Here is a 23260-nt window from a genome sequence, read left to right as displayed (position 1 = left end):
TCTTCCTTGCCTCCAATCGTGATTGCCGGTGGCGGCAGCGCGGGGTGGATGGCGGCTGCGACGCTGGCGCGTTTCTCCGGCCGGAAGATCATTCTGGTGGAAAGCGAAGCCATCGGAACGGTGGGTGTCGGCGAGGCAACCATCCCGCAAATCCGCCTGTTCAACGCGGCGCTGGGCATCAACGAGGGAACGTTCCTTCGCGAGACCAAAGGCACGTTCAAGCTCGCCATCGAGTTCGACGGATGGTCGGGCGAAGGGGAAAGTTATCTCCACGCTTTCGGCTCTGTCGGGCATCCGTCCGGCGTATTGCCTTTCCAGCATTACTGGCTGCGCGCCCATGCGACGGGAGAGGCTGAGCCGCTTTCCGCCTATTGCCTGAACGATGTCGCCGCGCGCGCTGGCAAAATGCAGTTTTTCCAGGCGCAACCCGGCCAGCCCGCGCCCGATGTGCCGTGGGCCTATCACTTCGACGCGGGCCTCTACGCGGCCCTATTGCGCTCCTACGCGGAAGAACGCGGCGTCGAGCGTATCGAAGGGGCCATAGCCTCGGTGAAACGCGATACCGAAAGCGGCGATATTGCTGCTCTGGTCCTCGAAGACGGATCGCAGATCGAAGGCGGATTGTTCCTCGATTGCACCGGCTTCCGCTCGCTGTTGCTGGGTGAGGTGCTGGGGGTGGGCTTCGAGGACTGGTCGCATTGGCTGCCCTGCGACACGGCAGTTGCCGTGCCTTGTGCTCCGGGCGGCGATTTCGCACCCTATACCCGCTCCATCGCGCGCAAGGCCGGTTGGCAATGGCGCATTCCGTTGCAACACCGGATCGGCAATGGCCACGTCTTCTGCAGCGAATTCATGAGCGCGGACGAGGCCACCGACATCCTGCTCGGCAATCTCGATGGCAGTCCGCAAGCCGACCCGCGCGTCCTGCAATTCACCACCGGAATGCGGGAGCGGCAATGGGAACGCAATTGCCTCGCACTCGGTCTGGCGGGCGGGTTCATGGAGCCGCTGGAATCGACCTCGATCCATCTGATCCAGTCCTCCATCGCGCGCCTGCTGCAGATGCTGCCGGGCGCGGAGGTGGCACCAGCTGTGCGCGAGGAATTCAATCGTCAGGCGCGCTTCGAATGGGAGCGGATCAGGGACTTTCTGATTTTGCACTATGCCGCCAATGGCCGAGAGGGCGAGCCCTTCTGGGACCGTTGCCGCGCAATCGATGTGCCCGATACGCTGACGGCCAAAATCGAGACCTTCCGCGCCAGTGGCAATATCCACCGCGAGCACGAGGAATTGTTCACCGATCAGGGCTGGCTGCAGGTGATGGTCGGCCAAGGCATCGTACCGGAAGCCTACAACCCCATCGCCGATCAAATGCCGGCTGCCGAGCTGTCGGCCATGCTTGCACGGATCGTTACCCGCAACAAACAGACCGCCGCTTCGATGGCAGAGCATGCAGACTTCCTGCGCGCGCTGATCGATCACTCGCAGAGGAAAACCGCATGATCCGCCACGCCGCCCTTCTGCTCACCGCCACCGCCGGCCTTGCCCTGCCCGCTTGCGCGACCGCGCCAGCGCCCGCGCCTGTACCCTCTGCTGCAGCGGCACCGATAACCGAGGCGCAGCAATCTTTCCGCGCACGCCCGGTGACCGACGAGGTGATCTATTTCGTCTTGCCCGACCGCTTTGCCAATGGCGATCCGGGCAATGACGATGGCGGCTATGGCCCGGACAAGATGGCCAGCGGGTATGATCCGGCTGGAAAAGGCTGGTATCACGGCGGCGACCTGAAGGGCCTGACCGAGAAACTGGATTACATTCAGGGCATGGGCGTCACCGCGATCTGGTTCGCCCCGATCTTCAAGAACAAGCCGGTTCAGGGCGATGCGTCGAAGCCCGAGACGCTGAGCGCCGGCTATCACGGATACTGGGTGACCGACTTCACGCAGGTTGATCCGCATTTCGGCACCAATGCCGAGTTCAAGGCCTTCGTCGATGCGGCCCATGCGCGCGGGATGAAGGTCTACATGGACATCATCACCAATCACACGGCGGATGTGATCCACTATGCCGAGGGCGAATACACCTATCGCAGCAAGGGCGAATATCCCTACTCCACGCGCGGCGGTGTCGATGGCGAACCCATCAATCCCGGATTTCGCGGAGGAAGCGATGGGAGCGCGGACAACTGGGCCAGGCTGACCAGTTCCGACTACGCCTACACCCCGAAGATCGCCGAGGCCGAGAAAAACTTCAAGGTCCCGGCGTGGCTGAACGATCCGATTTACTATCACAATCGCGGTGACAGCGCGTGGGTTGGCGAAAGCAGCATATATGGCGACTTCGCCGGGCTGGATGACCTGTTCACCGAGCATCCGAGAGTGATCGAAGGCATGATCGACATCTTCGGCGGATGGATCGACGAGTTTGGCATTGACGGTTTCCGGATCGACACTGCCAAGCATGTGAATCCGGAATTCTGGCAGGCCTTCGTGCCCGCTATCGAGGCGCGAGCAAAGGCGGCGGGCATCCAGAACTTCCATATCTTTGGCGAAGTGTACTGGAGCGATCCGGTCCAGCCGCTCGGCGCGGAGATCATGGCCAAGAGCAGCCTGCCCTACACACTCGATTTCGGCTTCGCGAGCGCTGCACAGCGTGTTGTCGGCGGTGAAAGCGCGCCTTCACTGATGGCCAATCTGCTGGAGCAGGACGCGGTCTATCCCGGCGGACAGGAAACGGCCGTGGGCCTGCCGACCTTCCTCGGCAACCACGATATGGGGCGCTTCTCCATGTTCGTGCGCGAGCATGCCCAGGGAGCAGATGCCGATGAATTGCTGGCGCGCACCATGCTGGGCCATGCCATGATGTTCACCCTCCGCGGCGTGCCGACGGTCTATTACGGGGACGAGCAGGGCTTTATCTCCGATGGCAACGACCAGCTGGCGCGCGAGAATATGTTCCCGAGCCGGACACCCCAATACAATGATAACGATCTGCTTGGTACAGACGCCACCACGGCGGAGGCCAATTTCGATACCGCGCATCCCTTGTACCAGTTGATCGCGGCGCTGTCCGAAGTGCGGCTGTCCAGCCCCGCCCTGATGCGCGGCCACAGCATCGTGCGGGCATTTGATCACGAGGGGCCGGGGTTGCTCGCGGTAGAACGACACGACCCCGAAAGCGGCGAGCGCGTGCTCACCGCCTTCAACACCTCGAACCAGTCGATCAGCCGCCTTGTCGAAGTCGATTACGGAGCGACCGGCGTAGCCGCGCTGATGGGCCAGTGTCCGGTCTCGCTCGCCGCGAGGGGAAGCGTCCGGATTGACTTGCCCGCGCTCGGCTATGCGGCCTGCACTTTGCTGGACGAGGCCGACTAAGCGATGGCGACCGCTCACCTCCCCGGCGAGAACGCGCAGGCGCGAACCGATGCGCAGCCAGACCTGCCATGGTGGCGCGGGGCGGCGATCTATCAGATCTACCCGCGCAGTTTCATGGACTCCAATGGCGATGGTGTGGGCGATTTGCCCGGCATCACCAGCCGTCTGGACCACGTCGCCTCGCTGGGTGTGGATGCCATCTGGGTCTCGCCCTTCTTCACCTCGCCGATGAACGATTTCGGATATGACGTGTCCGATTATTGCGATGTCGATCCGCTGTTCGGCACGATTGAAGATTTCGATGCGATGGTCGCCCGCGCACACGAACTGGGCCTGAAGGTCCTGATCGATCAGGTCTATTCGCACACTTCGGACGAGCATGAGTGGTTCGAGGAAAGCCGGGCCAGCCGGGACAATCCCAAGTCTGACTGGTATGTCTGGGCCGATCCGAAGCCCGATGGTTCGCCGCCGAGCAACTGGCAGTCTGTGTTTGGTGGTCCAGCCTGGACCTGGGATGCGCGGCGCCAGCAATATTACCTGCACAATTTTCTCAGCAGCCAGCCGCAGGTGAACGGGCACAACGTGGCTGTGCAGGAGGCGCTGCTCTCGGCGATGCAGTTCTGGCTTGATCGCGGGGTCGACGGTTTCCGGATCGATGCGCTCAATTTCCTGATGCACGACCCAGAATTGCGCGACAATCCGCCTGCCCCGGCTAGCGACAAGCCGCGCACACGGCCATTCGACTTCCAGCTCCGGGTCCATAATCAATCGCATCCGGATATTCCCGATTTCGTGGCCCGCATCCGCGCCCTGACCGACCGATATGACGCGGTGTTCACCGTGGCCGAAGTGGGCGGCGACGAGGCCGAAGCCGAAATGAAAGCGTTTACCGCCGGCGCGGACCATCTCAATTCGGCTTACGGGTTCAATTTTCTTTATGCCGACAAGCTGACACCCGGGCTGGTTTGCGGTGCGCTGGCGCAGTGGCCAGATGAGGACGGCATTGGCTGGCCAAGCTGGGCGTTCGAGAACCATGATGCCCCGCGCGCTCTCTCGCGCTGGTGTGCGCCCGAACATCGCGAAGCCTTTGCCCGAATGAAGATCGCCCTGCTCGCCTCGCTGCGCGGCAACATCATCCTGTGGCAAGGCGAGGAACTGGGGCTAACCCAAGTCGATATTCCCTTCGACCAGCTGCATGATCCCGAAGCGATCGCCAACTGGCCGCTGACCCTGTCGCGCGACGGAGCCCGCACCCCGATGCCGTGGCAGGCCGACTGCCCCTCCGCCGGTTTCGGATCGCGTGAACCGTGGCTGCCACACGGGGAAGAGAATATCGCCAGGGCCGTCGACCTTCAGGATGAAGACGACGCCTCGCTGCTGGCATTCACGCGGGATATTCTTGCGCTCCGCAATCGCACGCCCGCGCTGCACCACGGATCAGTGGCGGATTGCACGGCCGACGGCGCGCTGCTCGACATGACGCGCGAGGCCGATGGCACGCAAATCCGCTGCCTGTTCAATCTCTCGCCCGAACCGCTGACGATTTCGGCCAGCGGAAAGGTCCTGCTGGCGGTCAACGGAGCCACCCCCGATGCCCTTCCCGGCTATGCCGCTCTTCTATTGGAAACGGACACATGAAAAACCTTCTCGCCTCCATCGCGCTGACTGCTCTGGCCACCCCGCTGGCCGCCGCCGAAGTGTCCTCTCCCGATGGCCGTCTGGTGGTTGAAATGGATGTCGATGGTGGGGGCGTGCCGTTTTACCGGGTGCTGCGCGATGGCGAGGAAGTGATTGCCGAGAGCGATCTGGGTTTCACCTTCAGCGACGCCCAAACAATGCGCCGCAATTTCGTGGTCGAGAGCGAGGCCCGCGCCAGTCATGATGGCACATGGGAGCAGCCATGGGGCGAGCGCCGCTTTGTGCGCGACAATCATAACGAACTTTCCGTGACGTTCCGCGAATCGCGCGACAATTCCGACCGTTCGCTGACCGTGCGGATGCGGGTATTCGATGACGGTATCGGCTTTCGCTATGAATTGCCGGAGAACCCCGCCCAGCCGGTCTACAACATCGCCGAGGAACTGACCGAGTTTCATATCGCAAAGACCGGCACCGCTTGGTGGATCCCCAGCGGCGACTGGAACCGTTATGAAATGGTCTATCAGGAGACGCCGGTCGACGCGGTGTCGGTGGCGCATACGCCGATGACCATGCGGCTGGAAGACGGCACGCATCTGTCGTTTCACGAGGCTGCGCTGGTCGACTATTCCGGCATGTGGCTCCGCCGCATGGAGGGCCAGCGCTTCCGCGCGATGCTGGCACCCAGCAGCCGCGGGGCCAAGGTCGTGCGCAAAGGTGCTTTCAACACACCGTGGCGCACGATCCGCATCGGCGATGCGGCGTCCGATCTGGTTGAAAGCGATATCGAACTCAATCTCAACGAGCCGAACAAGCTGGGCGATGTGAGCTGGGTCGAGCCCGCGAAATACATCGGCATTTGGTGGGGAATGATCTCCAACCGCTGGACGTGGGGCACCAGTGAGCGCCACGGCGCCACCACGGAACGCGCCAAAAAGTATATCGATTTCGCAGCCGAACACGGCTTTCGCGGTGTGCTGATCGAAGGCTGGAACATCGGCTGGGATGGCAATTGGTTCGACAATGGCCGCGAATTCAGCTTCACTCAGGACTATCCCGATTTCGATCTGGAAGAAGTCGCCACCTACGCCAAATCGAAGGGCGTCCGGATCGTCGGCCACCACGAAACCAGCGGCAATATCGCCAATTACGAGAAACAACTGGGCGACGGGCTGGACCTGTATGAAAGCCTGGGGATCGACTGGATCAAAACCGGATATGTCGCGGATGCGGGCGGCATCGTGACCTGCAATGCCGATATTTCAGAGCCTTGCGAAGAGGACACAGAACTGTTCGAATGGCATGACGGCCAGCGGCAGGTCCAGCACCACCAGCTGGTGATCGAGGAAGCAGCCAAGCGCAAAATCGCGATCAATCCGCACGAGCCGGTCAAGGACACCGGCCTGCGCCGCACCTATCCCAACTGGGTCGCCCGCGAAGGCGCGCGCGGGCAGGAATACAATGCGTGGGGGCCGTTCAATAACGGGCCGGAGCATGACCCGACGCTGGTCTATACCCGCATGCTGTCCGGCCCCATGGACTACACGCCGGGCGTGCTGGATCTGAAGGGCGAGAACGATGTTCCCATCGCCTCGACGCTGGCCAAGCAGCTGGGGCTGTATCTGGCCATCTATTCGCCGATCCAGATGGCTGCGGACTTCATCGAGAGCCTCGCCGCGCACCCGAAAGAACTGGAATTCATCAAGGCTGTCCCGGCCGACTGGGCCGAAAGCAAGCTGATTGCTGGCGAAGTGGGCGATTACGCCATTTTCGCCCGCAAAGACCGCAACAGCGAGGACTGGTATCTCGGCGGCGTCAACGATGCGACCGAACGCACGCTGGAGCTCCCGCTCGATACTCTGGAGCCGGGCGTAACCTACACCGCCAAGGTCTGGAAAGACGGACCGGACGCGACCTATCTGACCGACAAACGTCACGAGATTGCCTACGAAACGCTCACGCTGACGGCAGAGGATAGCTACACCGTCAGGCTGGCTCCGGGCGGCGGCTTCGCCATGCGGCTGGTGCCGCAAGAGTGAGAGCGCTCGCGCTCCTGCTGGCTGTGATGCTGTCGGCCTGCGCTCCGGCGGAACGTGATATTCCGGAAGTGCAAATGGTGCAGGAACAGGGCCGGTTCGTCGAGGAGGGGCCATTCGCCGTTTCGTGGCTCCCGGACCAGCAAATCACCATCTGGCTACCGCCGGGCTATGATGCGAGTGACCGGCGATACCCGGTCCTCTATATGCATGACGGGCACAATCTGTTCGATCCGGCGAAGTCCAATTTCGACAAGGTCTGGGCGGCAGACAAGGCCATGCTCAGCCTAATCGATCAAGGCCAGGTGGAGCCGCACATCATTGTCGGGATATGGGCACCGGGAGCCGCGCGATATCGCCAATATCTCCCCGCCCTCGTTCCGGATGCCGCGCCGCCCGCGCTGACGCAGGCGATGGACCAATGGGCCGGCGATGGGCCTTACATGTCGCGCCGCTATCTCGGTTGGCTGGCGGACGAGCTGAAGCCGCGTATCGATGCCGAATATCGCACGCTCACCGACCCAGAGCACACGGCGATTGCCGGATCGAGCATGGGCGGGATCATGAGCTGCTGGGCGATTGCCGAGCGGCCCGACATCTATGGCCGGGCAGCCTGCATCAGCTCGCACTGGCCGATCGCCGATGGCGATGCCGCAGCGGCGATCCAGCCACAGGTCGCCGCAATCTGGACCGACTATTTCGACGCCAATCTCGGTGAACCAAACGGTCGCCGCATCTGGATGGACCACGGCACGGCTACGCTCGACCGGTTCTATGCGCCCTACCAGCGCGCGGTCGATGACAGCTTCAGCGAGGCTGGCTGGGCAGAAGGAACGGACTTCCGTACCGAAATATATGAAGGCGCCGAACACGAGGAAAACGCGTGGGCGGAACGCTTGCCCGAGGTGCTGGGCTGGCTATTGTCGGGCGAATGAGCGCACCCGCCCCTCCCCATGTTGTCGTTCTGGGCGGAGGCAGCGCCGGATGGATTACTGCCTGCCTGCTGCATCAAGAATGGGGCGAAAGCGGTGGGCGCGTGACGGTCGTCGAAAGCCCGCAGATCGGCATCATCGGGGTCGGTGAAGGATCGACCCCGCAACTTAAAGCATTCTTCGATCACCTCGGCATTGCCGAAGACAAATGGATGGGCCTTTGCGAGGCGACCTACAAGCTGGGCATCCGCTTTGCCGGCTGGGGCGAGCGCGCGGGTTACGAGAGCTATTTCCACCCCTTCCCCGGCCCGATCGATTTGCACAGCGAGCCGGGCTTCATCGCCAATTGTGCAGCGGCGCGGCGGGGCTTCGACGCGCCTGCCCATCCTGATGACTGGTTTCTGGCGAGCGAACTGGCCGAGGCTGGACGATCTCCCTTGCCAGCGGACACCTTCCCGTTCGGGCCTAGCTATGGCTACCATTTCAATTCGCACCGCTTGGGCGAATTCTTACGCGAATGGGGGACGGCGCACGGCATCGAGCATCGTCCGCTGACGGTCTCCGAAATCGAAATGTCTGAAAGCGGCGATGTCGCGGCTCTGCTGTGCGAGGATGGCGAGCGGATCGAGGGCGACCTGTTTGTTGATTGCTCCGGTTTTCGCGGGATGATCGCGCAGGCGAAAATGGGCGTGCCGTTCCGCTCTTTCGGGGAGAACCTGTTCAACGACAGCGCGGTGGTCATGCCCACCGCGCATTCCGGCGCGTTCAAACCGCAAACCGAGGCCATCGCCATGAAGGCCGGTTGGCGCTGGTCGATCCCGCTGACCAGCCGCGTGGGCAACGGATACGTCTACAGCTCCCGCTATCTGGGCGACGATGAAGCCGAAGCCGAATTGCGCGCGAGCCTGGGCACCGCCGCAGACGGCGTGGAGGCCCGCTTCCTCAAGATGAAAGTCGGCCGGGTCGAGACCAGCTGGACCGGAAATTGCCTCGCCGCGGGCCTCGCGCAGGGCTTCCTTGAACCGCTCGAAGCGACGGCACTTCACATCGTGATCGTCACCGCGCTCGAATTCGCCAGCGCCTACGAGCAAGGCGGCTTCAGCGCGCAGAACCGCGATGCTTTCAACGCCTCGATCGCCGCGCGCTATGACGGCATCCGCGACTATATCGTCGGGCATTACCGGCTCAACCAACGCACCGACACCCAATATTGGCGCGAGAACGGCGCCAACGATCAATTGTCGGACGGTCTGAAAGCCATGATGACCGCGTGGTTCCGCCACGGCGATATGCGCGAGGCGAACGAGCGCGCCTATGGCGGGCGCAATTATTACGCCAATGCTAGCTGGCACTGCCTGTTCGCAGGCTACGGTACCTTTCCCCCAGCAGAGAAAATGCAGCCTGTTCCGGACACGGTCCGTATCGCCGACCGCAGTGCCACACAGGTCATGCTGCAGGCCTGCGCCCAAAACTTCCCCAAGATCTAAATCTACCGGCAACTTGGGTTCCTGCTGGCCGCATTCGTATTTCCTTGGCAAGCCATGGGCGTTTATCGCACACCTGCCACCAATAGAGTGAGAGGAGCCTGCCATTTCCGCTGCCCATCCCCTGAAGCCGTGCTCCGGCCTCCTGCTGTTCGGCGCGACCGGCGATCTGGCCAAGCGCATGCTTCTGCCGTCGCTGTTTGCCTTGCATGAAGACGAATTGATCGAGCCAGAGCTGCGCATCACTGGCACAGCGCGCAGCGAGCTGACCGATGACGGGTTTCGCGAATTCGCCAGAGAGGCGCTGGAGGAATACCTGCCCGATGACCGGCGAGATTCTCAGCAAATCGCCAGCTTTCTGGACCGACTGCAATATCAGGCGCTCGATGCAACCACGCTGGAAGGGTTCGATGATCTCGCCGCGAAACTGGGCGACATTTCGGGAGGCCTGTCGATCTTCCTCTCCACTGCGCCCTTCCTGTTTGAGCCGACAATCAAGGGATTGCAGCATTCCGGGCTGACCGGCGATCACGTACGGATCGGTCTGGAAAAGCCGCTGGGCAATGATCTGGCCAGCAGCGCGGTGATCAATGACGCGGTCGCCAGCGCCTTTGCCGAGGACCAGATTTTCCGCATCGACCATTATCTCGGCAAGGAGACGGTCCAGAACCTGATGGCGCTGCGTTTCGCCAATATGATGTTCGAACCGCTGTGGAACGCAGGCGGGATCGAGCATGTGCAGATCACGGTCAGCGAGACGGTCGGTCTAGAGGGGCGGCACGGCTTTTACGACGATACCGGCGCGCTGCGCGACATGGTGCAGAACCATATGCTGCAATTGCTCGCCATCACCGCGATGGAAGCGCCCGCCGACTTCGATGCGACCAGCGTGCGCGACGAGAAGGTGAAGGTCCTGCGTTCGCTGCGCTCGGTTTCCGCCGACGAGATGGTGCGCGGGCAATATGGCAGCGGGGCGGTTTCCGGCCAGTCAGTGGAAAGCTACGAAGACGATCTGGGCGAGGCTTCGGACACGGAAACGTTCGTCGCAATCAAGGCGCATATCGACAACTGGCGCTGGAACGGGGTGCCCTTCTATCTGCGCACCGGCAAGCGCATGGCCGAACGGCGCAGCGAAATCGTCATCCAGTTCAAATGCGTGCCGCACAATATCTTTGGCGCACGCGGCGGGAAGCTGAACGCGAACAGGCTGGTCATCCGCCTCCAGCCGGAGGAATATGTCCGCCTGATGGTTATGGCGAAGAAGCCCAGCATGGACCGCGACGGCGTGACCTTGCGCGAAGTACCCCTCGATCTGTCGCTGACGCAGGCCTTCAGCCGGGCACGTCGGCGCATCGCCTATGAACGCCTTCTGCTGGACCTGATCGACGGCGACCCGACCCTGTTCGTGCGCCGTGACGAGGTGGAGGCGCAGTGGCGCTGGATCGATGCGATCCGCGAAACATGGGCGGAAGAATTGATGACGCCCAAATCCTACGGATCAGGCGGATGGGGTCCGAGCGCGGCCATTGCCCTGACCGAACGTGACGGGGTCAGCTGGAATGAGTGATATGCCCGCAATCAATGAAACCGTCGCCAAGGTCACCGACCGGGTCATCCGCCGTTCCAAGGAAGGGCGCGCGCGTTATCTCGATCTGATCGAGCGGCAACGCGACGAGGGCGTGCACCGCCCCAACCTCTCTTGCGGCAATCTGGCCCACGGCTTCGCGGCGAGCGGCGAGGACAAGGCGACCATTCGCGGCGGCCACGCGATGAATATCGGCATCGTGACCGCCTTCAACGACATGCTGAGCGCGCACCAGCCCTATGGCCGCTACCCCGAGCAGATAAAGATCGCCGCCCGCGAACGCGGCGCAACTGCGCAGGTTGCTGGCGGTGTTCCCGCGATGTGCGACGGAGTGACGCAGGGTCAGGACTCGATGGAACTTTCCCTGTTCAGCCGCGATGTCATTGCGATGAGCGCATCGGTCGGCCTCAGCCACGGAATGTTCGAAGGCGCGCTGCTGCTGGGCATTTGCGACAAGATCGTGCCCGGCCTGCTGATCGGCACTCTGCGGTTCGGGCATTTGCCGACCATCCTGGTGCCAGCAGGCCCGATGCCTTCGGGCCTCGCCAACAAGGAGAAGATCCGCGTCCGCCAGCTCTATGCAGAAGGCAAGGTAGGCCGCGAGGAATTGCTGGAAGCGGAAAGCGCCAGCTATCACGGGGCGGGCACCTGCACATTTTACGGCACGGCCAACTCCAACCAGATGATGATGGAGATGATGGGCCTCCACATGCCCGGCTCCAGTTTCGTCAATCCCGGCGCGAAACTGCGTCAGGAACTGACCCGCGCGGCGACGCATCGGATTACCGAGATTGGTTGGGCCAAAGACGGAAAAGAAAACGAGGATTATCGCCCGCTCGGCTTGTGCGTGGACGAGAAGTCCATCGTCAACGCCATCGTCGGCCTGCTGGCTACTGGCGGATCGACAAATCACGTGATCCACATACCCGCCATCGCACGGGCCGCCGGGATCACGGTCGATTGGGACGATATGGACGCGCTCAGCCGAGTGGTCCCGCTGATTGCCAGCGTCTATCCGAACGGCGCGGGCGACATCAATTATTTCCACGCGGCAGGCGGCATGCCTTACGTGATCCGCGAGCTGATCGGCGCAGGGCTGGCGCACCCCGATATTATGACGATCTACGGCGCCTCTCTGATGGATGGTGCGCAGGAACCCTTCATGGAAGACGACGCGCTGGTGTGGAAACCGGCTGCTGAGGCCAGCCATGACGACACGCTGCTCAAACCTGTCACCGACCCCTTCCAGCCCGACGGCGGGATGGTGCTGCTGCACGGCAATCTGGGCCGGGCGACCATGAAAATCAGCGCAGTGAAGGATGAACACCGCACTATCGAGGCCCCCTGCCGGGTCTTCGACACGCAAAATGCCGTGGGCGAAGCGTTCAAGGCGGGCGAACTGGACCGCGATGTGGTTGTTGTGGTCCGCTTCCAAGGACCAGCGGCCAATGGGATGCCCGAACTCCACAAACTCACGCCGCCGCTGGGCGTATTGCAGGATCGCGGCTACCGCGTGGCGCTGGTCACCGATGGGCGGATGTCGGGCGCGAGCGGTAAGGTGCCCGCCGCCATCCATTCCTCCCCAGAAGCATGGCATGACGGCCCGCTGGGCAAATTGCGCGACGGCGATGTGGTGCGGGTCTGCGCGCATGAGGGCACCTTGCAGGCCTTGGTGGATGACGCCGAATGGGCCGCCCGCAAGCAAGCCCCCGCCCCGGCAGAGCAATGGGGCACTGGCCGCGAACTGTTCGCCATGATGCGCCGCCACAGCGACCCGGCAGAAATGGGCGGCAGCGCTATGCTGAAAGAGGCAGGACTTTGACCACGGATACGCTCGTCGCAGTCGATATTGGCGGGACCCACGCCCGCTTCGCCATCGCCACGCGTAGCGCGGACGGTGCCATCGAGCTGGACGAGCCGGTCACGCTGGCGACCGAGGACCATGCCAGTTTCCAGACCGCGTGGGAGGATTTCGAGCGGCGCCAAGGCGGCAGCCTGCCGGATGCCGTCAGCATGGCGGTGGCGGGGCCAGTGAAGCAGGACATCATCCGGTTCACCAACAACCCGTGGATCATCCGCCCGCCGCTGATCGCCGAGAAGTTGGGCTGCTCGAAATACAAGATCGTCAACGATTTCGAAGCTGTCGGCCACGCCGCAGCGCGCGCGCCAGAGGACCAGTTCCTGCATCTCGCAGGGCCCGATGCGCCCCTGCCCGCCAGCGGCACGGTCAGCGTTCTGGGACCCGGCACCGGCCTTGGCGTGACTCATTTCTGGCGCGATGGCTCAGGCGCATACCGGGTCCAGGCAACCGAGGGCGGGCACGGAGATTTTGCGCCGGTCGATGCGATTGAAGACGCGATCCTCGCGCGATTGCGGAAGCGGCATAACCGCGTGTCGGACGAACGAATCGTCTCGGGCCCGGCCATTGTCGACATCTACCAGACGCTCGCCGCGATGGAAAAACGCGCCGTCCCCGATGTGGATGATCGCACGCTTTGGCAAATGGGCACGAGCGGGGAAGACAGCCTGGCCGCCGCAGCTGTCGACCGGTTCTGCCTCGCACTGGGCAGCGTTGCAGGCGATATCGCCCTGATACAGGGCGCCAGCGGCGTGGTGGTGGCAGGCGGCCTCGGCTACCGCATCCGAGACACGCTGCTGGCCTCCGGCTTTGCCGACCGGTTCTGCGCCAAGGGGCGGTTCTCAGGGCTTATGGCCAGCCTTCCCGTCAAGCTTATCATTCACCCCCAGCCGGGCCTGTTCGGCGCCGCAGCGGCATTCTGGAACGACCAGCCATGAACGATACCTCCACACCGTCCCGCCCGGCTATCCAGCAAAACCCGGACATCCGCTATCTTGGCAAGCTGCTGGGCGACGTGATCCGCGAGCATGGCGGCGACGCGCTGTTCGAGCATACCGAGCGCATTCGCTCCGCCAGCGTAGAGCGGCACCGCGGCGAGAGCCCGCAGGACCTTGGCCTCGAGCAATTGGGCCTCGACGATACGCTGTCCTTCGTGCGCGGATTCGGCCTGTTCTCCATGCTCGCCAATCTGGCCGAGGACCGTGACGGAGTGATGGGCGATACCAAAGTGGATTTCGCCACGGCGGTCGCCGGTCTCAAAGAGCACGGCGTATCGTCCAAAGACATCCTTGCGATGCTCGACAATGCGCTGATCGCGCCTGTGCTGACAGCGCACCCGACGGAGGTCCGGCGCAAGAGCATCATCGATCACCGCGCCCGGATCGCGGACCTTATGGCCATGCGCGACACCGGCGCCACGACCACGCCCGAAGGCGACGATGTTGCCGAGGCCATCGTGCGTCAGATCGCTCTCCTTTGGCTTACCCGCACATTGCGGCGCGAAAAACTGGGCGTCACGGACGAAGTGGACAATGCGCTGGCTTTCATGCGCGATGTGTTCCTGCCCGTCCTGCCGGGGCTTTACGGGCAATGGGAACAGGCGCTGGGCGAGAGGCCACGCAGCTTTGTGAAGCTGGGCAGCTGGATCGGCGGCGACCGCGACGGCAACCCTTACGTGACAGACGCCTCGCTCCGCTATGCGCAAGGCCGGGCTGCTGAAACCGTTCTCAGCCATTATCTCGATGCCCTGCACCAGCTTGGCGGCGAGCTTTCGATCTCCAGCGAGCTCACCGATGTTGCGCCCGAAGTCGTGGCTCTGGCCGAGGCCAGCCAGGACCCTTCTCCCCACCGCGCGGACGAGCCCTACCGCCGGGCCATAATTGGCATCTACAACCGACTGGCCGCGACCTTCGAGCAGCTGGTCGGCCACAAACCCTCCCGCCCGGCGTTGGACGAAGGGGAGCCCTATGCAGGGCCGGACGCGTTCAATGCAGACCTGCGCACCGTAGCGCGCGCGCTTGCCGGCCTCGGCGGTGAAACGCTCGCCTCGCAAGGCGCATTGGGCCGTCTGATCCGCAGCGTGCGGACATTTGGCTTCCACCTCGCAACTCTCGACATGCGGCAGAACAGCGCCGTGCACGAACGCGTGGTGGCAGAGTTGCTCGCCTCCGTCGGGATTGAGAGCGATTACCTCGCATTGGATGAGGATGCCCGTATCTCGCTGCTGCGCAAGGAACTGTCCGGCGGGCGGCCGCTGCGCTCGCCGTGGAGCACCTATTCGGACGAAACCAACGGCGAGCTTGCCATTATCGATGCGGCGGCAGAAGCGCACCGCACCTTGGGGCCGGAGTGCATCACGCAATATGTCGTCTCGATGGCGGAAACCGTTTCGGACCTGCTGGAAGTGCACATCATGCTGCGCGAAGCGGGTCTCTACCGCGCGGGCGACGAACCCCACGCCGCGATCATGGCGGTTCCTCTGTTCGAAACCATCGGCGATCTGGAGAACGCACCCGGTGTCATGGCGGACTATTTCGCCCTGCCCGAAGTGGCCCATATCGCCCGGGCGCGCGGCCATCAGGAAGTAATGATCGGCTATTCCGACAGCAACAAGGATGGCGGATATCTGACCTCCTGCTGGAACCTCGCCAAGGCGAGCGAGGCGCTGGCCCCTGTTTTTGCCAAGGCCGGGGTCGGGATGCAGCTGTTCCATGGCCGCGGCGGTTCCGTGGGCCGCGGCGGCGGATCGGCCTTCGAAGCCATTCGCGGCCAACCGCCTGGCACTGTGCAGGGGCGCATCCGCATTACCGAGCAGGGCGAAGTCATCGCCGCGAAATTCGGCACGGCCGACAGCGCGAGCGCCAATCTGGAAGCCATGGCCACCGCCAGCATGCTCGCCACGCTAGAGCCGCAGCGACTGCCGGATGCACAGTACAAGGCGTTTTGCGCCACCATGGACGGGCTGTCTTCCGCCGCCTTCGATGCCTATCGCGGGATGGTCTACGGAACGGACGGCTTCGTTGATTTCTTCCGCCAGATGACTCCGATCGCGGAGATCGCCACGCTGAAGATCGGCTCGCGACCCGCGAGCCGTAAGGCGACCAACGCCATTGAGGATTTACGCGCCATTCCGTGGGTGTTTTCGTGGGCTCAGGCCCGTGTGATGCTGCCCGGCTGGTTCGGCGTAGGACAGGCGCTGACATCGCATTCCGACACAGCAGAGCTGAAGGACATGGCGCAAAGCTGGCCGTTCTTCGCCAACACGCTGGCCAATCTCGAAATGGTTCTCGCCAAATCGGACATGGCACTGGCCGCCAAATATGCAGGACTGGTCGAAGATCAGGCACTTGCCGGTCGCATCTTCCCGCAAATCCGCGACGGCTGGCACCGCACGCATGACGCCTTGCTGGAGGTGACGGGACAGTCGTACCTGCTCGAGAACTCGCCCAAGCTGGACGCCTCGATCCGCCTGCGCCTGCCCTATATCGAGCCGCTCAACCTGTTGCAGGTGGAGCTGCTCAAGCGCCACCGCGCGGGCGAGACGGACGAGCGGATTGCCGAGGGCATCAAGCTATCGATCAACGCGATCGCGACGGCCCTGAGGAACAGCGGCTAGATCACGAAATCGAGCGGCTGCGGCATCTTGCTGCGATTGACCACCATTTTGCCGTGCAGCGTTTCGATCTGCCTGCTGCCTGTTTTGACGAACAGGAACGGCAGGATACCATGCAGCACGCAGGCCATTCCGCCCAGCATCATGCGAAATCCGAAGCTGCTGGCATGGACCAGATGCTGGCCATAGCTCTCGCCGACAGAGGCGGGATGGCTGGTGAAAGCGTCGCGGATCATGAGGGTGCCCTTCGATTGGTGTAGGCACCTTCTACACCGATGGGAATGCAAAATTCTCCCAAAGATGATTGCATGTCGGGAAAATTCAGTCAATCTATCCCAATGAACAGCTCAGAATTGCAAATTGATTCCACCGACCACCGAATCCTCGGTGCATTACAGGAAGACGCCACACTCTCGGTACAGGCGATCGGAGACAAGGTCGGCTTGTCCGCCAATCCGTGTTGGCGCCGGATCAAGCGGCTGGAGGAGGCAGGCATCATTGCCGGGCGGGTTGCCATTGTGGACCCGCGCCGCGTCGGGCTGGCGACCACTGTCTTCGTCTCCATCCGCACGCGGCGCCACGATCCGGACTGGGTGGAGGCATTTTCGCAGGCTGTTGCCTCGCTGGACGAGATTACCGAATGCCACAGGATGGCGGGCGACGTGGATTATCTGGTTAAGGTGCGCGTGCGCGATATCGCGGATTATGACCGGATCTATCAGCGCCTGATCGCGCGCATTCCCGATCTGGCCGATGTCACCGCGACTTTCTCCATGGAGGAGATGAAATACACCACGGCATTGCCACTAAGAGCTTAAGTCAGAATCTGGCTCACGCGACAGCGACCCAAGCAATCGCCAGCGCCACGACGAATGACACCACGCTGGCTGCGCCCATCGGAACCAGCGCCCGCCATCCCGCATCGACCAGCAACCCCAATTGCGAACGCATGGCCGTGGCCACCACCGCCAGCAGCAGCAACGCCTTGGACAGAGCCAGAGCCGGGCCGGTCACGGCTTCGGGAAAGCTCATCAGGCTGTTGATAGCCAGCAGCACGAAGAACCCGGCAATAAACCAAGGCATCGCCACTTTACGCCATGCAGAGCCTGCACCGCCCTGCCCACGCCCCAGCCACAGGGCCACCAGCGCGACAATCGGCCCAAGCATGGCGACCCGTGCCAGCTTCACCACCGTCGCATCCGCGCCCGCTGCATCGGAATAGCTATAGGCTCCGCCAATCGCCTGCGCCGCGTCGTGGACCGAGGCACCGATCAGGAACCCCGCCTGTTTGTCGCTCATCCCGATAGCCTGAGCGATGGCCGGATAGGCCGACATGGCAATGGCGCTGGCCAGAGCCACGCCCACAAGCGCGACCGAAAAGCGCGCCTGATCCAGCCGGTCGCGCCCGATCACGCCATACAGAGCCAGCGCCGCGGAGGCCCCGCAGATGGCGGTTGCCCCGCCCGCCAGAATGCCGGATTCCTGCCCCTCGCCCACCCAGCGGGCCGCGAGAATGGCCGCAGCAAAGGCGCTGACCATCACCACAAGCAATCCGGCAAAGGCCAGCCAGCCCAGTGCAGCGACTTGCGCGAATGTCACTTGTAACCCAAGCAACACGATGCCTGCGCGCAGGAAATGGCGCGAGGCAAAGTCGAGGCCGGCTGCGGTGATTTCGATGGTCGAGACAAAACTCATTGCCAGCCCGATCAGCAGGCCCAGCAGGATGATCGGAAACCCGTAATGCTCTGCCAGCCATGCCGCCGCCAACGACGCAACGCCGCACACGATGAGACCGGGCAGATAATCCGCAAGCCGCGGCCTGACCGGCTCTGCATCCGCCTGATGCAGTTCCCCGAACAGATCGCCGGAGTAAAAACTGTCGCTTTGGCGGCTCATAGGCGGCGCATTCCCCTCTGCCACATCTGTAGCGGATAGGTGGGCTCAGGCAATGGCGAGGACACTAGGCAACCGGACCTTGCAGGCCCGGCCCCGTGGCGGAGAGGGTGGGATTCGAACCCACGGAACCCATAAGGCTCAACAGTTTTCGAGACTGCCCCGTTCGACCACTCCGGCACCTCTCCGCATCAGGGTATCGCTTGGACGCGTGAACGCCCCCGGTCGATTGGACGCGCGCCGGTTAGCCCAAGGCCTGCCCCTTGCCAAGCTCTTTTGCCCGCTATCGACAAGGTCGTTCGGAATAGCGGCAATCACGATAGCACGGTGGGCACAGCCCTATGGCGCATTGTCGCGGCGGCCTTGCACGCCTATATCGCGCGTCATGGACAACAGTGTTTATTTCTCCCAGACCGCCGGACGCGAAATCGAAGTACCGCGCGAGGCCAGCTCCAACTTCGCAATTGGCGATGTGGTGCGGCACAAGATGTTCGATTTTCGCGGTGTGATCTTCGATATCGATCCGGTGTTCGCGAATAGCGAGGAATGGTACGAGTCCATCCCCAAGGAAATCCGGCCGCGCCGCGACCAGCCCTTTTACCATCTGTTCGCCGAGAACGACGAGTCCAACTACGTCGCCTATGTCAGCCAGCAAAACCTGTTGCCCGATCCCGAAGGCGGCCCGGTGGAGCATCCCGAAGTGCGCCAGCTGTTCGATGCGTTCAGCCAGGGCCGCTACCGGATGCGCCGCAAGCTGACGCATTGATTGCGAGTGCCCGCTGGACCGGTCTGGATCAGTCCTTGATCTTCCAGCCCGATTTCAGAACGCGGTAGACGATCAATCCGCAGACCAGATTGAAAATGCCGAGGCCGATCGCGGCCTGCACCACGGCGCCCGCCCCCTCGCCGATATCGCTTTCACCGAGGAAACCATAGCGGAAGCCCGAAATCACGTAGAAAAACGGATTGGCGCGGCTGACCGTCTGGAAAATCGGGGCGAGATTGTCGATCACATAGAATGTGCCCGAAAGCAGGCTAAGCGGTGCGACCACGAAATTGGTGATCATCGCATTATGATCGAATTTCTCCGACCAGATCGAGGTCATCAGCCCCATCAGAGCAAGCAGCGTCGTGCCCATCAGGCCGAACCAGATGATTGCCCACGGTGCAGCGGGGCTGAGATCGACCCCCGGCCACAGCACCATCGCCAGCGCCACAGCGCAGCCGACCGCGACGCCGCGCGTGATGGCCGCGCCGATGATGCCTGCCATCATTTCGCCTTCAGACAAAGGCGGCATCAGCAGATCGATGATCGTGCCCTGAATCTTGCCCGACAGCAGGCTGAAACTGGAGTTGGCGAAGGAGTTTTGCATCATCCCCATCACGATCAGCCCCGGTGCGACGAAGCTGGCAAAGGGCACGCCCAGCACCTCGCGCCCACCGCGCCCCAGAGCCACGCTGAAGATGATCAGAAACAGCAGCGTGGTTACCGCCGGAGCCCACACCGTCTGCGTCTGCACCTTGAGAAAACGGCGCACTTCCTTTAAGTAAAGCGACCATAATCCGATGCGGTTGATACCGGTGATGACCGGTTGGCCACGCGGGGAAAATCGCTGGTTTCTGGATGGCGCTGCAGGGTCGTTCATGGCTCTGTCGCCTAGGCGCTGGGCACTACACGTGCAAGGGCTGGCCAAGCAGGGCTGGCAAACAGCGCTGCGCACACTATGTGCACACGTAGAAATTCCCGAATCCGGGCAAATGATAATGACAGGGTATCCATGAGCTGGACCGAAGAACGCACTGCCACGCTGAAAACGATGTGGGAGAAAGGCTCCACCGCGAGCCAGATTGCCGAGGAGCTGGGCGGTGTCAGCCGCAATGCCGTGATTGGCAAGGCGCACCGGCTGGGCCTGAAATCGCGCCCTTCCCCGGTGAAGTCCAACGACAAGAAGAAAGCGCCCGCGAAAGCAGCCGCCAAACCGGCTGCCAAGAAAGCGGCACCAGCGTCGAAGCCGGCTGCAAAGCCTGCTCCTGCCGCCGCCGCCAAACCCGCCCCGGCCCCCGCTACGGCGGCGCAGCCCAAGGCTGGCAGCAACCCGCAGACGCCGCTGCCGAACAAGCGCGAGGATCTGCCCAAGATCGTCTCGGTCGGCCCCGGCGGTTTCCTGCGACAGGGCCCCGGCGATCAGCAACCGCCGATCCCCCCTGCCCCGCCGCGCCGTCTGGTACCGCAAAAGCCGAGCCCGGAAATTGCCGGCAAGACCACACTGCTGGATCTGTCGGAGAAAGTGTGTCGCTGGCCGATGGGTCATCCCGGCGAAGCGGATTTCCATTTCTGCGGTGCGGATGTGAACCCGGGCTTCCCTTATTGCGTGGAACATTGTGGCCGGGCCTATCAGGCACAGCTGCCACGCGGTGCCCGCAGACCCCCTCCACCGCTGCCATTTGGCGGTCCGCGCGTCCGCTAAGCCAAACCATTTTCGAAGGCCCGGCAGTCACCCGATCGCCGGGCCTTTTTATTGCCGATAGATTGCCAAGAGAAAGCCCGACTATGCCCCTGTCCCTCCACGCCGCCTACATCCCCAGCGCCCTGCAGATGCTGGGCACCGCCCATCACCTGATCGACAAGGCCGAGGGGTGGGCCGCCGAGAAAAACCTCTCCGAAGGCGAGATGATCGGGGCGCGGATTATCGAGGACATGCTGCCCTTCACCTATCAGGTGAAATGCGTTGCCGAGCATACGCAAGGGTCGATCGAGGGCGTGCGCACCGGTGTGTATTCGCCGGACCTTAACCCGCCGCCTGCAGACTTTGCGGGTCTGCGCGCCAAGATCGACGGTGCAATCGCGTTCCTGAAGGGCGTGGACGAAGCAGAGATGGAAAGCTTCATCGGCCAGCCAATGCGGTTCGAGTTCAAGGATCGCGGCATGGATTTCACCGCCGACCAGTTCCTTCTCAGCTTCAGCCAGCCGAACTTCTATTTCCACGCGGCAACCGCTTACGACATCCTGCGGATGCAGGGCGTGTCAGTGGGCAAGATGGACTTTATGGGCCGGGTGCGGATCAAGACCTAAGGCTTACGCGCAAACCAGATCGTGTGGCGCGGCCCCTTATTATTGGGCCGCGCACGCACAGCCCGCACTTCCACATCGAAGCCTGCATCTTTCAGGCGCCCGGTGAATTTGAAGTCATCGGCAGCGGACCAGATGGCCAGAATACCGCCGGAGTTCAGCGCATCGCGTGATCGGGCAATGCCTGTGCGTGTGTACAGGCGCTCGTTCCCCTCACGCACGATGCCATCGGGGCCGTTGTCCACGTCCAGCAGGATAGCGTCGTAGCGCGGCGTGGTGTCGTCCACTGCATCGTCGATTAAAGCAGCGACATCGGCCAATACAACCTCTCCGCGCGGGTCGTCCAACGTGTCGCCGGTCAAATGCTTCAGCGGCCCCTTCGCCCATTCCAGAATGCCCGGCACCACCTCGGCCACCACCACCCTGCCGCTCGTTTCCGGCAAAGCCTCAAGCGCAGCCCTATAGGTAAAGCCCATGCCATAGCCGCCGATCAGGACCCGAGGACGCGGCACGGCGATCTGCTCCATGGTCAACTGCGCCAACTGCTCCTCGCTGAACTGCATGCGCGTGCCCATCAGCTCCTCGCGGCCCAGCATGATGATGAAGTCGCGGCCGTGGCTGACCAGAGTCAGCTCATCGCCCTGGGGTATTTGCGCGGTGGCTATGGTTTCTCGTGGTAGCATTTCACATGATCTCGTCTTCATCGAACAAGGGATCGTCCGCTGCGGCTTCTTCAATGGCGGTCAGACGGGCATCGGCAGTGCCAGGCACTTTCACCCGCGCGATGTGTGCCAGCGCATCGCCCTGATTGACCACCGGCATCACGCTGCGGCCGATGATCAGGCCTGTCAGGGGCGCGGTAACGGGGATATCGTGATCGCCAAAGGGGTCGCTGATCGATCCGATCTCTTCGCCCTCCTGAACCATGCTGCCGGTTGTCTTGTTGGCGCGGAAGATGCCGCCCTGCGCCGCGCGCACCCAGCGGCTGCCATCGCTGCGCACGGCTGGCGCGGCGGGTGCAGGCTGTTTGCGCACGCCCATCCCCAGATGCGACATGACCCGCAAGATACCGCGCACACCGACACGGATGGCAAATTCGTCGAACCGCAACGCCTCGCCCGATTCCATCAGTAACATGGTGCAGCCTGCTTCATCGGCTGTCTGACGCAGGGAACCAGCGCGCAAGGGCGATTCCACGATAGCCGGGGCACCGAAGATATCGGCCAGTTCCGACGCCTTGTCATTGCCCGGGCTGTAGCGGATCTGCGGCAGGTTCTCGCGATTGGTGCCTGCCGAATGCAGGTCGATCCCGTAATCGCTTCGGGCAATAATCTCCTCGGTGAAGACATTGGCCAATTGCGCCGCGAGCGATCCGCGCTCGCTGCCCGGAAACACCCGGTTGAGGTCGCGCCCATCAGGCAGATAGCGGCTGTGCGCAGTAAATCCGTAGGCGTTGACCACCGGCACACACAGCAGCGTGCCCGCCAGCCGTTTCACAGAGACGTTCTTCAAGAGCCGCCGGATCATCTCCACGCCGACAATCTCGTTGCCATGCACGGCGGCGCTGACAAACAACGTCGATCCCGGCTTGCTGCCATGCAGCACCCGGACCGGCATCGTGATCTCGGTGCGGGTGGAGAGACGGCTGATTGGCAGGTCGATGGTCGCCGACGTGCCAGCCTCCACGGTCTCACCGCCAAGCGCAAACGCCTCGCGTCCGGGCGCGCGTTTACGAGACGGTTTGGGTACGGCGTCGCTCATGGCGCGTCAGTTCCAG

The 23260-nt window shown here is 62.8% G+C and carries 19 protein-coding genes and 1 tRNA gene; 14 read left to right on the top strand and 6 right to left on the bottom strand.

Features of this window, described 5'->3' with window-relative positions; genetic code table 11:
* Positions 1-48: 48 nt before the first annotated feature.
* The 10 genes from ACFCW2_RS09465 (at position 49) to ppc (ending at position 16523) form a co-directional block, all read left to right on the top strand.
* Entirely contained in the window at positions 49-1503 is a 1455-nt protein-coding gene (locus tag ACFCW2_RS09465) for a tryptophan halogenase family protein (RefSeq protein WP_379548961.1), read from the top strand.
* The gene (locus tag ACFCW2_RS09460; protein WP_379545909.1) at positions 1500-3374 is read left to right on the top strand and encodes an alpha-amylase family glycosyl hydrolase; all 1875 of its coding nucleotides are present in this window, start codon (positions 1500-1502) and stop codon (positions 3372-3374) included. The genes ACFCW2_RS09465 and ACFCW2_RS09460 overlap by 4 nt, the downstream gene beginning before the upstream one ends.
* A 3-nt stretch (positions 3375-3377) precedes the next feature.
* Positions 3378-5012 carry an alpha-amylase family glycosyl hydrolase gene (locus tag ACFCW2_RS09455; RefSeq protein WP_379545907.1) on the top strand — a complete coding sequence of 545 codons (1635 nt, stop codon included), beginning with the start codon at positions 3378-3380 and terminating at the stop codon, positions 5010-5012.
* Positions 5009-7051: a glycoside hydrolase family 97 protein gene (locus tag ACFCW2_RS09450; RefSeq protein WP_379545906.1), complete on the top strand. Its 2043-nt coding sequence runs from the start codon at positions 5009-5011 to the stop codon at positions 7049-7051. Before ACFCW2_RS09455 ends, ACFCW2_RS09450 begins: the two co-directional genes overlap by 4 nt.
* A complete protein-coding gene (locus ACFCW2_RS09445; RefSeq protein ID WP_379545904.1) occupies positions 7048-7983 on the top strand; it encodes an alpha/beta hydrolase in 936 nt (311 codons plus the stop codon). The genes ACFCW2_RS09450 and ACFCW2_RS09445 overlap by 4 nt, the downstream gene beginning before the upstream one ends.
* Entirely contained in the window at positions 7980-9467 is a 1488-nt protein-coding gene (locus ACFCW2_RS09440; RefSeq protein ID WP_379545903.1) for a tryptophan halogenase family protein, read from the top strand. The genes ACFCW2_RS09445 and ACFCW2_RS09440 overlap by 4 nt, the downstream gene beginning before the upstream one ends.
* 178 nt (positions 9468-9645) lie before the next feature.
* On the top strand, positions 9646-11031 hold the full coding sequence (zwf, locus tag ACFCW2_RS09435; protein ID WP_379545901.1) for a glucose-6-phosphate dehydrogenase: 1386 nt from the start codon (positions 9646-9648) through the stop codon (positions 11029-11031).
* 1 nt (position 11032) lies between these two features.
* On the top strand, positions 11033-12871 hold the full coding sequence (edd, locus tag ACFCW2_RS09430) for a phosphogluconate dehydratase (RefSeq protein WP_379548960.1): 1839 nt from the start codon (positions 11033-11035) through the stop codon (positions 12869-12871).
* Positions 12868-13845 carry a glucokinase gene (locus ACFCW2_RS09425; protein WP_379545900.1) on the top strand — a complete coding sequence of 326 codons (978 nt, stop codon included), beginning with the start codon at positions 12868-12870 and terminating at the stop codon, positions 13843-13845. Before edd ends, ACFCW2_RS09425 begins: the two co-directional genes overlap by 4 nt.
* Positions 13842-16523 carry a phosphoenolpyruvate carboxylase gene (gene ppc / locus ACFCW2_RS09420; RefSeq protein WP_379545898.1) on the top strand — a complete coding sequence of 894 codons (2682 nt, stop codon included), beginning with the start codon at positions 13842-13844 and terminating at the stop codon, positions 16521-16523. The genes ACFCW2_RS09425 and ppc overlap by 4 nt, the downstream gene beginning before the upstream one ends.
* Here the strand turns inward: ppc and ACFCW2_RS09415 are convergent.
* A complete protein-coding gene (locus tag ACFCW2_RS09415) occupies positions 16520-16756 on the bottom strand; it encodes a DUF6356 family protein (RefSeq protein ID WP_379545897.1) in 237 nt (78 codons plus the stop codon). The two genes, ppc and ACFCW2_RS09415, sit on opposite strands and share 4 nt — an antisense overlap.
* Before the next feature lie 117 nt (positions 16757-16873).
* Between ACFCW2_RS09415 and ACFCW2_RS09410 the strand changes: the two genes are divergently transcribed.
* Positions 16874-17338: an Lrp/AsnC family transcriptional regulator gene (locus ACFCW2_RS09410; RefSeq protein ID WP_379545896.1), complete on the top strand. Its 465-nt coding sequence runs from the start codon at positions 16874-16876 to the stop codon at positions 17336-17338.
* 13 nt (positions 17339-17351) lie between these two features.
* On the opposite strand, the gene ACFCW2_RS09405 is transcribed toward ACFCW2_RS09410, so the two are convergent.
* Together ACFCW2_RS09405 and ACFCW2_RS09400 are read right to left on the bottom strand one after the other, a co-directional pair.
* Positions 17352-18416 carry a YeiH family protein gene (locus ACFCW2_RS09405; RefSeq protein ID WP_379545895.1) on the bottom strand — a complete coding sequence of 355 codons (1065 nt, stop codon included), beginning with the start codon at positions 18414-18416 and terminating at the stop codon, positions 17352-17354.
* 96 nt (positions 18417-18512) lie between these two features.
* A tRNA-Ser gene (locus tag ACFCW2_RS09400) sits at positions 18513-18601 on the bottom strand.
* Between the two features lie 197 nt (positions 18602-18798).
* On the opposite strand from ACFCW2_RS09400, the gene hspQ reads away from it, so the two are divergent.
* Positions 18799-19179, top strand: coding sequence for a heat shock protein HspQ (gene hspQ / locus ACFCW2_RS09395; RefSeq protein ID WP_379545894.1), 381 nt, complete (start codon positions 18799-18801; stop codon positions 19177-19179).
* Between the two features lie 28 nt (positions 19180-19207).
* Here hspQ and ACFCW2_RS09390 read toward each other — a convergent pair whose 3' ends face one another.
* Positions 19208-20059 (bottom strand): ABC transporter permease, encoded by an 852-nt coding sequence (locus ACFCW2_RS09390; protein WP_379545893.1) that lies wholly within the window; start codon positions 20057-20059, stop codon positions 19208-19210.
* A gap of 132 nt (positions 20060-20191) precedes the next feature.
* On the opposite strand from ACFCW2_RS09390, the gene ACFCW2_RS09385 reads away from it, so the two are divergent.
* Together ACFCW2_RS09385 and ACFCW2_RS09380 are read left to right on the top strand one after the other, a co-directional pair.
* The gene (locus tag ACFCW2_RS09385; protein WP_379545892.1) at positions 20192-20881 is read left to right on the top strand and encodes a GcrA family cell cycle regulator; all 690 of its coding nucleotides are present in this window, start codon (positions 20192-20194) and stop codon (positions 20879-20881) included.
* An 83-nt stretch (positions 20882-20964) separates the two neighbouring features.
* Positions 20965-21486 carry a DUF1993 domain-containing protein gene (locus ACFCW2_RS09380; RefSeq protein WP_379545891.1) on the top strand — a complete coding sequence of 174 codons (522 nt, stop codon included), beginning with the start codon at positions 20965-20967 and terminating at the stop codon, positions 21484-21486.
* On the opposite strand, the gene ACFCW2_RS09375 is transcribed toward ACFCW2_RS09380, so the two are convergent.
* The gene (locus ACFCW2_RS09375; RefSeq protein ID WP_379545890.1) at positions 21483-22166 is read right to left on the bottom strand and encodes a spermidine synthase; all 684 of its coding nucleotides are present in this window, start codon (positions 22164-22166) and stop codon (positions 21483-21485) included. The two genes, ACFCW2_RS09380 and ACFCW2_RS09375, sit on opposite strands and share 4 nt — an antisense overlap.
* Before the next feature lies 1 nt (position 22167).
* Positions 22168-23244, bottom strand: coding sequence for a succinylglutamate desuccinylase/aspartoacylase family protein (locus ACFCW2_RS09370; RefSeq protein ID WP_379545888.1), 1077 nt, complete (start codon positions 23242-23244; stop codon positions 22168-22170).
* Positions 23245-23260: the final 16 nt, after the last annotated feature.

This window comes from Qipengyuania algicola (assembly GCF_042492175.1).
In the GTDB taxonomy this organism is placed as follows: domain Bacteria; phylum Pseudomonadota; class Alphaproteobacteria; order Sphingomonadales; family Sphingomonadaceae; genus CAJXSN01.
The sequence above is the reverse complement of the archived record's forward strand: the minus strand, read 5'-3'. Positions and strand labels throughout refer to the sequence as shown.

What these genes read in the sequence shown, in the direction of transcription:
- hspQ (WP_379545894.1), top strand. Translation starts at nt 18,799, where the DNA reads ATGGACAACAGTGTTTATTTCTCCCAGACCGCCGGACGCGAAATCGAA.
- zwf (WP_379545901.1), top strand. Translation starts at nt 9,646, where the DNA reads ATGCTTCTGCCGTCGCTGTTTGCCTTGCATGAAGACGAATTGATCGAG.
- ACFCW2_RS09460 (WP_379545909.1), top strand. Translation starts at nt 1,500, where the DNA reads ATGATCCGCCACGCCGCCCTTCTGCTCACCGCCACCGCCGGCCTTGCC.
- ACFCW2_RS09415 (WP_379545897.1), bottom strand. Translation starts at nt 16,756, where the DNA reads ATGATCCGCGACGCTTTCACCAGCCATCCCGCCTCTGTCGGCGAGAGC.
- ACFCW2_RS09390 (WP_379545893.1), bottom strand. Translation starts at nt 20,059, where the DNA reads ATGAACGACCCTGCAGCGCCATCCAGAAACCAGCGATTTTCCCCGCGT.
- ACFCW2_RS09440 (WP_379545903.1), top strand. Translation starts at nt 7,980, where the DNA reads ATGAGCGCACCCGCCCCTCCCCATGTTGTCGTTCTGGGCGGAGGCAGC.
- ACFCW2_RS09450 (WP_379545906.1), top strand. Translation starts at nt 5,009, where the DNA reads ATGAAAAACCTTCTCGCCTCCATCGCGCTGACTGCTCTGGCCACCCCG.
- ACFCW2_RS09375 (WP_379545890.1), bottom strand. Translation starts at nt 22,166, where the DNA reads ATGCTACCACGAGAAACCATAGCCACCGCGCAAATACCCCAGGGCGAT.
- ACFCW2_RS09465 (WP_379548961.1), top strand. Translation starts at nt 49, where the DNA reads ATGGCGGCTGCGACGCTGGCGCGTTTCTCCGGCCGGAAGATCATTCTG.
- ACFCW2_RS09380 (WP_379545891.1), top strand. Translation starts at nt 20,965, where the DNA reads ATGCCCCTGTCCCTCCACGCCGCCTACATCCCCAGCGCCCTGCAGATG.
- ACFCW2_RS09370 (WP_379545888.1), bottom strand. Translation starts at nt 23,244, where the DNA reads ATGAGCGACGCCGTACCCAAACCGTCTCGTAAACGCGCGCCCGGACGC.
- ACFCW2_RS09455 (WP_379545907.1), top strand. Translation starts at nt 3,378, where the DNA reads ATGGCGACCGCTCACCTCCCCGGCGAGAACGCGCAGGCGCGAACCGAT.
- ppc (WP_379545898.1), top strand. Translation starts at nt 13,842, where the DNA reads ATGAACGATACCTCCACACCGTCCCGCCCGGCTATCCAGCAAAACCCG.
- ACFCW2_RS09385 (WP_379545892.1), top strand. Translation starts at nt 20,192, where the DNA reads ATGAGCTGGACCGAAGAACGCACTGCCACGCTGAAAACGATGTGGGAG.
- ACFCW2_RS09405 (WP_379545895.1), bottom strand. Translation starts at nt 18,416, where the DNA reads ATGAGCCGCCAAAGCGACAGTTTTTACTCCGGCGATCTGTTCGGGGAA.
- edd (WP_379548960.1), top strand. Translation starts at nt 11,033, where the DNA reads ATGCCCGCAATCAATGAAACCGTCGCCAAGGTCACCGACCGGGTCATC.